This is a genomic window from Ureibacillus xyleni, from assembly GCF_900217795.1.
GTDB lineage: Bacteria > Bacillota > Bacilli > Bacillales_A > Planococcaceae > Ureibacillus > Ureibacillus xyleni.
Genome location: NZ_OBMQ01000010.1, coordinates 67534 through 79605 on the forward strand (window position 1 = coordinate 67534; position 12072 = coordinate 79605).

Sequence of the window (12072 nt, forward strand, 5' to 3'; positions counted from 1 at the left end):
ATTATGGGGAGTGCTTTTTACTAGGGGTGCAAAAAGTGGAAATTAGAGATGTTCAGGATATACCAGAACGTTTCAATGATGCACTAGAGTTGTTCTGGGGTTATTGGGGGCAGGAAAAGAATAAACCATTTTATGAACAATGCATGAAGTATGCGAATGGGCCGGATGGGATACCTCGTTTTTTTGTGGCGATAATTGAGGGGCAACTGGTTGGAACTTATGCCTTATTAAGAAATGATATTAATAGTCGTCATGATTTATATCCTTGGTTTGCGTGCCTTTATGTTAAAGATGAGCATCGAGGGAAAGGCATAGCAGCGAACCTATTGCGACACGGTGAGGTGGTAGCACAGAGTCTTGGTTTTAAGACGTTATATTTAGAGAGTAATTTAGATGGGTTTTATGAAAAATTGGGCTGGATAGAAAACGGAATAACATATGACCCTTTTGGAAATTCTTCAAAAATTTATGAAAAAGTCTTGGAGGAAATAAAATGATTCGAGTACTATTTGTATGTCTAGGAAATATCTGTCGCTCTCCAATGGCAGAAGCCGTGATGCGAGATTTAATAGAGAAAAAAGGATTAAGCAGTGAAATAAAGGTCGATTCAGCTGCTACAAGCTCTTGGCATATTGGTGACCCACCTCATAAAGGTACACAATCAAAGTTGAGAGAATATGGTATTTCTACAAGTGGTATGAAGGGGCGACAGCTAGTGAGAGAAGACTTTGAATCCTTCGATTACATTGTTGGGATGGATAGCAATAATGTTCGTAACATCCGTGAAATGCTGGGGCAACCAGAGCATCCAAAAATTTTTCGCTTTTTAGATTTAACGACTCATCAAAAAGATGTCCCAGATCCCTACTATACCGGGGACTTTCAAGAAACCTATGATTTAGTATTAGAGGGTTGTGAAGTTTTACTTGAGAAAATTATTTAAACTTTTTAATAATGAGGAACTATTTCTAACAATTGTGGACTTTTTATTTGTTCACAGATTGGTGTATAATATTACAGTCTCATTTACTTAATAGGATAGTTTATTCAATACCCTAAATTATATATTGGAAGAGAGTGAAATCTGATGGGTCGTAAATGGAATAACATTAAAGATAAAAAAGCAGAAAAAGATAAAAATACCAGTCGTATATATGCGAAATTTGGTACTGAAATTTATGTTGCTGCTAAAAAAGGTGAACCAGATCCAGAATCGAACACAGCATTAAAAGCAGTTTTAGAACGTGCCAAAACATACAATGTACCAAAACACATCATTGATAAAGCGATTGATAAAGCTAAAGGTGCTGGCGGCGAAGATTACGATGAGTTACGTTATGAAGGTTTCGGTGTAGGAGGCACAATGGTTATTGTTGATGCTCTTACAAATAACGTAAACCGTACTGCTTCTGACGTTCGTGCTGCTTTTGGTAAAAACGGCGGAAACATGGGTGTTAGTGGTTCAGTAACGTATATGTTTGATTCTACAGCTGTATTTGGTATTGAAGGTAAATCTGCAGATGATGTGCTTGAAATCTTACTAGAAGCAGATGTAGACGCTCGTGATGTTTTTGAAGAAGATGATGTAACAATTGTCTATGCAGAACCAGATCAATTCCACGCAGCTCAAGAAGCTTTTAAACAAGCAGGTGTTGAGGAATTTACAGTTGCAGAACTAACGATGCTACCTCAAACAGAAGTATCGTTATCTGCTGAGGATATAGCAAAATTTGAGAAAATGATTGATGCACTTGAAGACCTAGACGATGTTCAACGTGTATATCATAACGCAGATTTAGGAGAATAATGATCTATGCCAGTAGCGAATTTGCTACTGGTTTTTTAGTATTAATTTTTTCCTTTGAAGTAATGTAGGGAATTGAAATCAACCTTTTTGTGATTTTTTTGAATTTTTGTCTTCATAAGTGTGATGAATACAATTTTTGGAGATTCTTTCTCTAATTCTTGTATTCATAGGTTTGCGGAATACATTTATTCCATAATACTACTCCTCAGATCTAAGTCTTCAAAACGAATTACATATAACTAATATATAAATATATTTCTTGCTAGAGCTTACAAGTAACGGTTAATATCATCGTATAGAATTTTATAGAATAATTTCTGCTAGTTAACATACTTAAACTAAGTACAATTTTCCTAAATAAATAAATATCCGTTGTTTATTTATTAGAGAGAAAACGGTTACAAACAGAAATTTATTTTAAAAGCAACTATTTTAGCATTGTTTAATTTCGAAAATATGTAATAATAATAGTGGAAAATACTATATTTAGAGGGGTGATATAGTTGAAGCGTTCAATACAGGGGAAATTATTTGCTTATTCCTTCCTATTATTATTGATTCCAACGTTAATTATTGGAGCAGTAAGTTATTACGAAGCAAAAAATAGTATGGATGAATTAGGGGAACAAGTAATAAAAAATAGTGTTGAATCTGCCTTACAACTGATTGAATCTGTTAATCAAGAGGTTGAAAATGGTACGCTTGAATTAGAAGAAGCGCAGGAACAAGTGAAAACAGCATTAATCGGAAAAATGAATGATGAAGGCAAACGTGATATTACGTATCCAGGAAACTTAGGTGAAAATGGATATATTTATATTTTGGGTGAAGATGGAACACTGCTTGGCCATCCTACAAGAGAAGGGGATAATCTTTGGAATGACCAAGACAGCTCTGGACAGTATTTTATCCGTGAAGTGAAGGAAAGAGCTTTAGAAGGCGGTGGGTTTACATATTATGAATTCGAGCTTCCAGGTCAATCGGTTGTAGCTCCTAAACTAATCTATTCTAAACTTGATCCAAATTGGAATTGGATTGTTGCTTCAGGTACATATAACCAAGATTTTAATGCCCCAGCTAACGATTTATTGTTTGCAATTATACTTACAATGATTGTTGCGTTAATTATTGGAGCAATCACTACAATTATGTTCTCTAAACATTTTGCTGTTCCATTAATGAAATTATCTAATAGAGTTAATGAAGTCGCTAAGGGTAATTTAACTGTCGAAATTGAAGAATTACAACGTACAGATGAAGTTGGTTTATTGAATAATGGATTTAATCATATGGTACAGCAGCTTAAAGATGTAATCTCAGGTGTTGAATCGACAATCGTTGAAATTCAAAGTACATCTTCTAATCTTTCAGCTGTTGCGGAAGAAACGACTGCTTATGGCGAAGATATCGTAAAAGCTGTTTCCGAGGTAGCAAGGGGCGCATCACAACAAGCATCTGATTCAGAAGAGACCAATCGTACAACAATTGCATTAGCTCAGGAAATTGAAATGTTACATGAGAAAAATCAATCGATGTTGGAATCATCGAAAATAATGAGATGCTCAAATGACCAAGGATTAGAAAATTTAACTGTTCTAAAAACTCGTTCCAATGAAACTTATGAATTAATTACGAAAGTGCAAACAGTAATTGAAAGTCTAATCTTAAAAGTTAGAGAAATCGAAGGAATTGTTGGTACGATCAATGAAATTTCAGATCAAACGAACCTGCTCGCACTAAATGCATCCATTGAGGCGGCTAGAGCAGGAGAGCATGGAAAAGGTTTTGCTGTCGTTGCAGAAGAAGTTCGAAAACTAGCAGACCAGACTAGTGTGGCAACAGATCTTGTTCGTAATACGTTACGCGGCATAGTAAGTGAAACTGATATTGTAACAAATGAGATGTCTAAAACATATTCAATTGTTCAAGACCAAAACAAATCGGTAACTGAAACTGAAAGCTCCTTTAAGGAAATTGAAGCAGCTGTCGAAAATATCGTTAAAACAATTGAAGATGTTACGATGGGTGTCAACGTATTAAATGAGTCTAAAAATATTATGACACGTGCAATTGAAAATATTGCTGAAATTAGTGAACGCAATGCTGCAACAGCTGAGGAAGTAACGGCATCTGTAGAAGAACAACAAAAAGCAATTCAACTTGTGACTGAATCATCGAACGATCTCACAGAAGAATTATCAGCACTTCAAGATTCAATCCAACAATTTAGAGTGAAGTAGAAAAGCAAAAGGTGGCTAACGTAGGCTTAATCAAGCGTAGCTAAAATCAAGAAAAGCTCAAGAGGCAACTTGTCCTCTTGAGCTTTTTCTATACTTGTATTCAATTGTCAGAATAGTCATAATGGATGTATAAAATGTTAAAGGAAGGTGCACAGAGTATGGTTACTTTTAAAGATTATGAGTATAAAAGACCAAACTTCAATGACATGCAACAGCAGGTTAGAGCATTGATTAATCAGTTTAAAAAGGCAGATACAATTGAGGCTCAAAATAAACTAATTGAAGAAATAAATGAATATCGCAATGATTTTTCAACACAATCAAATCTAGTCTATATTCGTGCATCTATTGATACAAACGATGAATTTTACCAAAATGAACGAGATTTTCTTGATGAAATTACCCCCCAAGTTGAAGAGCTTGTTTTTGAATATTATCAGGAGCTTGTTAAATCACCGCTACGCAAACAACTTGAAGAAAAATGGGGGACTCAGCTTTTTGCATTAGCAGAAAATCAAATTAAGGCGTTTTCACCTGCAATCATTGAACTCATGCAAAAAGAGAATAAATTAATCTCTGAATATAATAAACTCGTAGCTTCAGCACAAATTGAATTTGATGGCAAAACGTTAACGCTTGCACAACTTACCCCATATGCAGAATCCACGGACCGTCAAATACGTAAAGAAGCAGTAGAAGCTCGTTTCAATTTCTTTAAAGAACATGAAGAACAATTTGACATAATATTTGATCAGTTAGTTCAATTACGCCATAAAATCGCTACAACATTAGGTTATAAAAACTACGTTGAGCTTGGTTACATTAATATGAACCGAATTGACTACGATGCGGAAATGGTTTCATCATTTCGACATAAAGTACAAAAGTTCATTGTTCCAGTAGCAACAAAATTATATGAGCGCCAAGCTAGACGTATAGGCGTTAGTGACTTTAAATTTTATGATGAAGGCTTAAATTTTTTAACAGGAAATGCATTACCAAAAGGCGAACCTGATTGGATCATTCATAATGGCAAAAAGATGTACGAAGAATTATCTAAAGAAACGGGCGAGTTTTTTAATTTCATGATTGAACGACAACTAATGGATTTAGAAGCGAAAAGGGGAAAAGAAAGTGGAGGCTATTGTACGTTCATAGATAATTACGGATCCCCTTTTATTTTCTCAAACTTTAATGGGACATCTGGTGATATCGATGTATTAACTCATGAAGCAGGGCATGCATTCCAGGTTTATCGTAGTCGGAATATCGGTATTCCAGAGTATATATGGCCAACATATGAGTCTTGCGAAATCCATTCGATGAGTATGGAATTTTTCACATGGCCATGGATGGAGTTATTCTTTAAAGAAGAAACAGAAAAATATAAGTTTGCCCATTTGAGTAGTGCGCTATTGTTCTTGCCGTATGGGGTGACAGTAGATGAATTCCAACACGTTATTTACGAAAATCCAGCCATGACACCATCTCAACGTAAGCAAGCGTGGAAACAGATTGAAGAAAAATATTTACCTCACAGAGATTATGGAGGATATTCATATTTAGAAGAGGGAGGATTTTGGCAACGTCAAGGTCATATCTATTCTAGCCCATTCTATTATATTGACTATACATTAGCCCAAGTGTGTGCCTTCCAATTTTGGAAACGCTCGAGAGAAGACTTTAAATCTACTTGGGAGGATTATCTATATCTTTGTGGATTGGGTGGTTCCATGTCCTTTACAAAGCTGGTGAAGGAAGCGGGTTTAATTTCACCATTTGAAGAGGGCTGCGTTGAATCGGTTATTGATGTTATCCAAGATTATTTATATTCAGTAGATGATACAAAATTATGAAGTTTAACCTCTCGGAAAAAATTTTTTCGAGAGGTTTTTTAAAAGATTTCGACACTTTTTCTAGTATATACCGTAAATAGTTTTATAATGGTTGAATAGGAATGGATTATTTATGGGACAATATGGAAGGGAGTGAAGAAAGATGACTAAAAAAGTATGGTTCCAAGTCGGCATAGGAATCTTAATTACTTTATTAATTGTAAAATACGTTATTGAGATACATGATATTTTTAATCCAATCATTATCATTATTAAAACTATTTTTATCCCGTTATTGCTTGGTGGGGTTTTATACTATATTTCTGAGCCATTACAGCGATTTATGGAGAAAAAAGGTGCACCAAGATGGGCTAGTATATTAACAATTGTATTATTATTAGCGGGGATTGTAACAGGCATTCTCTTAATGATTGGCAATCCGATAAGTCATCAAGTTAATAATTTAGTGAAAAATGCTCCATACATTGGGGATAAAATAATGGATACTGCTGATATTGTTTTGGAAAATAAAGATAAACTACCTCCGCAAGTGGAAACGTTTGTTGATTCTGTTTCGAACTCAATCCAAAATATTGCAATGACGGGTAGTAAGTATATTGTCACTTTTGTTAGTGGAACGGTTTCAGCTACATTTACATTAATTTTAGTACCATTCTTCTTTATATACATGTTAAAGGATCATGAAAAGTTTGCCCCTAACATTTATAAAATATTTTCAGGTGAGCGACGTACATGGGTTAAAGAAACATTAGCTGATATTGATGACGTATTAAGAAATTACGTTCAAGGACAAGTGTTAATTAGTTTAATCCTTGCAGCAATGATGTTTATTGGCTATATAATCATTGGACTAGAATATTCATTATTGCTTGCGATTTTTGCATTCTTTATGAATATGATTCCTTTTATTGGTCCATGGATTTCACTAGCTCCTGCAGTGGTAGTTGCACTTATTCAAGATCCGATTTTAGTTGTATGGGTAGGGGTAATTACACTTGTAGCACAACAGCTAGAGAGTAACTTAATAACGCCGAATATTATGGGAAAAACTTTAGATGTTCACCCGCTTACCGTCATTACAATTGTACTCGCAGCAGGAAATATAGGTGGTTTTATAGCCATTATTATCGCAATTCCTACTTATGCAGTAATCAAAGCAGTTGTGAAAAACATTTATGAAGAACGTAAAAAAATAAAAGAAGCAGCAACAAAATCTGTTTAATGAAACAAGCAGTATACCAAATATAGGGCACTGAAAAAGTCGATTTTAATAAATTTTTATAATAAAAATACGCTCAGATCTTTTAGGAAGTGGGATTCACGAAGACTCCTACGGGAACAGCTTGAGCTGAAGACCCCGCAGGAGCTTGCGACGAGGAGGCTGAAGCCAAGCCCGTGGAAAGCGAAGTGAATCCCACCTTCTATTGAGAAGCAAATAATTACTATAAATTTTTATCGGTATTTAGTTTTTCAGTGGCTTCTACCAAATAGGTGTACTGTTTTTATTTTTAGTGTAAATTATAGTTAATTGAATTAAAAAGGAGTTCATGTAATGCTTACATTTGAACAAAAACAAGCCATCATCGAATCGTTTCCGGAATTAACGAAAAAAGAAATTTCTTTAAAACGCGTCAACTATCATTTTGAAGACAGTTTATATGAAAAAACAATCGTTGTAGAAAAGCTCCACCCAAATGGAAATGGGTTTGTGTATATTGGAGATTTACTAAAATATGAGAAGTTGGCAAATGATAAGGGATTAGTAAATATTCGCGACTTTGATGAAAATCAACTAAAAGCAATTATTCGGGACGCAATCGATTATTTATCAGAAGAAGTAGACGTTTTTATTGAGGAAGAGTGGATTTCAGAAAGAGGAACTATTTTAAACTTAGTTCATGAACAACGAAACTGGGATATCTATTTCCAAAATAATTTAGAAGAGACTTTTGGAACTCGTGAGGCTGCGGTAGAATATTTACGAGAAGAAGGTTTTAAGCCAAAAAAATAAGGGGAAAAATGAAATGAACGGAAAAAAAGCAGCACTCTATTTATTAGGAGCAATCATATTAGCTGCTATACTAGTTACGATAGCTATGCAAGTTTTCTTTAGAACATACGAACCGAAAAACCCAGGTGAAATGTCCTTCGAGGTACAGGTAAACGAAAACGCTGAACGATAAAATGAGCTTTGTTTGAATAAAAAATCGTCCATTACTATTTAAGTAAGGACGATTTTTTTAATTATTGGCGTTTGTTTTTAATGAATGGTATCCACCAGTTCCAATCCCCTAGTAATTTCATCAAGCTCGGTACAAGCATTAATCGAATAATTGTAGCGTCTATTGCAACAGCAATGGCGATTCCAACACCTATCTGTTTTACTGGTAACACATCAGTGAAGGCAAATGCACCTGTTATTACAATCATTATGAGAGCTGCTGAAGTAATGATTTTACTTGTTGATACAAGACCATCTACCGTAGCTTTTGTATTACTTACACCCTTTTGATACTCCTCTTGAATGCGGGATATTAAAAATACTTCATAATCCATACTTAATCCAAATACTAAACAAAAGACAATTACAGGTATTATCAATGCGATGGTACTTTCATCTAACCCTAAATGACCATACTGGAATAAATAAACCAATATCCCAAATGCAGATCCTAAACCAATGATATTCATTAGAATTGCTTTTAACGGAATTAGTAAAGAGCGGAAAGCAATCATTAAAATAATAAAGGTTGTCACAAGAATAATTGCTACAGCAATGAAAATTTTATTTGAAATTTCATCAAATATTTCTTGATTGAATTTTGGGTGCCCTGCAAGAGCAAAGTCTACACCAAGATCTTTATCCTTCCATTCACGCACCCAATCTTGTGCTTCAGTAGAGGTACTTTCCGCATCTAATGTAAGGGTTAAAAACATTTGGTTATCTTGAATGAAGTTTTCCTTTACGGTTTTTAACATTTCAGCAGTTTGAGGGTTTTGTTGTGCGATTTGCCACATTTCAACAGATTCTACTCCAGCTGTTGTAAAAATATTTTCCACTTTTGTGACTAGTGGGTCTTCTAGTAGTTTTTGTTGAATATCAAAAATTTGCTGAAGGGCTTCTTCATCTTCCCAACCTTCTTTTCTCTCAGCAAGGAGTATTACTGAAGCATCCTTTCCATAATCAAAGGTTTCTTGTAACTGATCATAAGCCTGTCTTGATTCATAAGAAGTTGGAAGAGAGTCAGCTGATGGGATATTTAATTCCATATCTCTTAAAGGAACCATCCCAACTCCAAGAATTACGAGTGACACGATAATAATTGAAACGGGGTGTTTCATGACAAAGCCGGCAAAAGTTCTCCAATAGGTAGCGACCGGTTTTACCCGTAATATTCTACCTTTATTTAAGCGATCTCCTAAAACAATAAGTAGGGAAGGCAGTAACGTGATGCCGGATAATACAGCTAGGAAAACAGCAATTGTCCCACCTAAGGCAATATTTTGAAAGATTTCAACTTGAATTACAGCCATTGCACCTAACCCAATCATTACGCAAACAGCAGAAAAGATAATTGAGCGTCCAGCTGTTTGAATGGTTACGCGGACAGAATCTTCAATGGAAGAATGAGTTCGTTCTTCTCGATAACGGTTAATAAATAATAGAGCAAAATCGATACTAAGTGCTAAACCTAACATTGGAACGATATTTAAAATGAAAATAGATAGGTTAAAGGAACTTCCTAATAATGTAAGTGTCCCAAGTGCCGTAACGACACTTACTGCGCCTATAATAATTGGTAATAATGATGCCATAATTGTCCCAAAGGCAAGCAAAAGGACAATAATTGCAATAGGTAGTCCGATAGCTTCAGCGCTTGCTAAATCCTTTTGGCTGGCAACGTTTATATCCTTCGAAATGACAGGTTCCCCAGTAATCGAAACACCTTTTTCATCTACAAGAATTTCCCTAATTTTTTCAACGATGGAGTTATAGTCATCCACTTCTTTTCCAAAATTTAATATTGCATATGAATAGTCGTCTTTATGTAATTGATTGTTCTCTATAGGAGAGGTTACACTATGAATTTCTTTTACTTCTTTCAAATTAGAAAGTATTTCTTCAATTTCAGTATTTGATTTCTTTTCAAATAAAACGATAATTGATTTCTCAGGAAGGTCAAAAGTTTTTGACAGTTCAATCATTACCTTATTATGGTCACCGTCTACTGAGAAACCATCACCTTCAAGTTTTTGAGGTAATTGGATTGCAAAAAAAGCAAGTGTAACAAATAATATTACCCAAATGGTAATAATAAATTTTACGTGTTTTGTTACGAGCTGTGAGAATTTTAGCACCTATAGACCGCCTTTCTTTAAATTGTTCTTACACAAATATATTACGTCATTACTGCCATAAATAAAAATGCCAAACGAAAGGAATCGTTTAGCATTATTGTTTAAAAGAAAATATTTAATATAAAGTAAATAATAGCTGCCATTATAGCAGAAATAGGCATTGTAATTAACCAAGTTACGACAATTTTACGTGCAACGCCCCATTTGACACCTTTCACACGTTGGGCAGAACCAACCCCCATAATTGCTGAAGAAATAACATGAGTAGTAGAAACCGGTAAATGAATAATGGTTGCACCGAAAATTACAGAAGCAGAAGCTAAGTCAGCAGCAGCACCGTTAACTGGACGGATTTTCATAATTTTACCGCCAACAGTTTTAATGATTTTATATCCACCAACAGAAGTACCAAGACCCATTGCAAGGGCACAGGCGATTCGAACCCATTCTTGTACTTCATCTGTAGTTTGTAATCCAGCAGCAATTAATGCCATTGTAATAATCCCCATTGCTTTTTGGGCATCGTTAGTACCATGTGTAAAGGATTGAATAGCAGCTGTGAAGATTTGTAAAGTTCTAAATCCTTTATTCGTCCTATACAGATTTAGATTTTTAAATACGACTTTAAAGACAGACATGAAAATATATCCGACAGCAAATGCAATAAACGGCGATGCAACTAAACCAATAAGAATGCTTGAAAAACCACTATAGTTTAGTATGTTAAATCCAGCTGCTGCAATTGCTGCACCAGCAATGGAACCGATTAATGTATGGGATGAACTTGACGGAATCCCAAAATACCAAGTAAGTAAGTTCCAAGTAATCGCAGAAATTAATGCAGCTAAAATAACGACAGAGCCCGTTGTGTCATCAGCTGTTGCATTTAATGAGAAGGGATCAACAATATCCTTAGCAATAGCTTTCGCTACCCCAACAAATGTAATAGCACCAACGAAGTTCATTATAGCGGCTAACATTACAGCAACGCGTGGTGGTAAGGCCCGTGTTGAAACGGACGTAGCGATAGCGTTTGCTGTATCATGGAAACCGTTGATAAAGTCGAATCCTAAAGCAAAAATTACGACTAATATTGTAATAATTAATATAGTATCCATTTATAAAATCTCCTGATTCTAAGCGTTACGCATAATAATTGTTTCTAAAGTATTGGCTACGTCCTGACATGAATCAGCAATTTCTTCTAATTGATCGTAAATGTCTCTCATTTTAATTAAACGAATTGGATCTTTTTCTTTTAGGAATAATTGTTTAATGGATGAACGAGAAATTTCATCACATTCGCGTTCATAATCTTTAATAAGGATGATGTGTTTACGCATTGCAATTAAGTCTTTCTTATTTAAAAGGTCTGTCGCAGAAACGATTTCGTCAGCACTTTTTGAAATGAAATCTAAGAATTTATTCATTGATTCATCTATATCAATGAACGAGAACATCTCAAAGTGAGCGAAACAATGTTCAGCACCGTCTAATACATCATCCATTTTATTTGCTAAAGCTAAAATATCCTCACGTTCAATCGGTGTCATGAATGATTTGTTCAACATGACGATTAATTCATGAATTAATTTATCTCCATCAGTTTCGTAATTCTTCATTTTTATACTCAGTTCTTTTAGATCAGCAATCGATTCGATCCGGTAATCCCTTGCAAAATGTACAGCTTCTCTCATATTTTCTGCAATCTTATGCAAAGATAAGAAAAATGGATCTGGTTTTTTTGAACTAAACATATGGTAGTGCCCCCTGATATCCGAATAATTTTATTGTTAAATAAAACCTAAAC

At 34.8% G+C, this 12072-nt stretch carries 11 protein-coding genes; 8 read left to right on the plus strand and 3 right to left on the minus strand.

All coding sequences use genetic code 11. The features are described 5' to 3' along the window. The first annotated feature begins 35 nt into the window (after positions 1-35). The 8 genes from CRO00_RS14070 to CRO00_RS20200 all read left to right on the plus strand — a co-directional run bounded on the left by CRO00_RS14070 (position 36) and on the right by CRO00_RS20200 (position 8086). Positions 36-497, plus strand: coding sequence for a GNAT family N-acetyltransferase (locus CRO00_RS14070; RefSeq protein WP_097074302.1), 462 nt, complete (start codon positions 36-38; stop codon positions 495-497). Then, complete coding sequence (locus CRO00_RS14075; RefSeq protein WP_097074303.1) at positions 494-943, plus strand: low molecular weight protein-tyrosine-phosphatase; 450 nt, start codon at positions 494-496, stop codon at positions 941-943. The genes CRO00_RS14070 and CRO00_RS14075 overlap by 4 nt, the downstream gene beginning before the upstream one ends. A gap of 144 nt (positions 944-1087) precedes the next feature. Then, positions 1088-1807, plus strand: coding sequence for a YebC/PmpR family DNA-binding transcriptional regulator (locus CRO00_RS14080; protein ID WP_097074304.1), 720 nt, complete (start codon positions 1088-1090; stop codon positions 1805-1807). A gap of 503 nt (positions 1808-2310) precedes the next feature. Continuing rightward, positions 2311-4047, plus strand: coding sequence for a methyl-accepting chemotaxis protein (locus CRO00_RS14085; RefSeq protein ID WP_237658430.1), 1737 nt, complete (start codon positions 2311-2313; stop codon positions 4045-4047). 158 nt (positions 4048-4205) lie between these two features. Continuing rightward, positions 4206-5903 carry a M3 family oligoendopeptidase gene (locus CRO00_RS14090; RefSeq protein ID WP_097074372.1) on the plus strand — a complete coding sequence of 566 codons (1698 nt, stop codon included), beginning with the start codon at positions 4206-4208 and terminating at the stop codon, positions 5901-5903. Positions 5904-6045: 142 nt separating this feature from the next. Then, entirely contained in the window at positions 6046-7125 is a 1080-nt protein-coding gene (locus CRO00_RS14095) for an AI-2E family transporter (protein WP_097074305.1), read from the plus strand. A gap of 330 nt (positions 7126-7455) precedes the next feature. Continuing rightward, on the plus strand, positions 7456-7914 hold the full coding sequence (locus tag CRO00_RS14100; RefSeq protein ID WP_097074306.1) for a hypothetical protein: 459 nt from the start codon (positions 7456-7458) through the stop codon (positions 7912-7914). Positions 7915-7927: 13 nt separating this feature from the next. Continuing rightward, complete coding sequence (locus CRO00_RS20200; protein ID WP_161946700.1) at positions 7928-8086, plus strand: hypothetical protein; 159 nt, start codon at positions 7928-7930, stop codon at positions 8084-8086. A gap of 61 nt (positions 8087-8147) precedes the next feature. Here the strand turns inward: CRO00_RS20200 and CRO00_RS14105 are convergent, their stop codons facing one another. The 3 genes from CRO00_RS14105 to CRO00_RS14115 all read right to left on the minus strand — a co-directional run bounded on the left by CRO00_RS14105 (position 8148) and on the right by CRO00_RS14115 (position 12019). Next, positions 8148-10262, minus strand: coding sequence for an MMPL family transporter (locus CRO00_RS14105; RefSeq protein ID WP_097074307.1), 2115 nt, complete (start codon positions 10260-10262; stop codon positions 8148-8150). A 101-nt stretch (positions 10263-10363) separates the two neighbouring features. Beyond that, positions 10364-11380 carry an inorganic phosphate transporter gene (locus tag CRO00_RS14110; protein WP_097074308.1) on the minus strand — a complete coding sequence of 339 codons (1017 nt, stop codon included), beginning with the start codon at positions 11378-11380 and terminating at the stop codon, positions 10364-10366. Between the two features lie 18 nt (positions 11381-11398). Further along, positions 11399-12019 (minus strand): DUF47 domain-containing protein, encoded by a 621-nt coding sequence (locus tag CRO00_RS14115; RefSeq protein ID WP_097074309.1) that lies wholly within the window; start codon positions 12017-12019, stop codon positions 11399-11401. Positions 12020-12072: the final 53 nt, after the last annotated feature.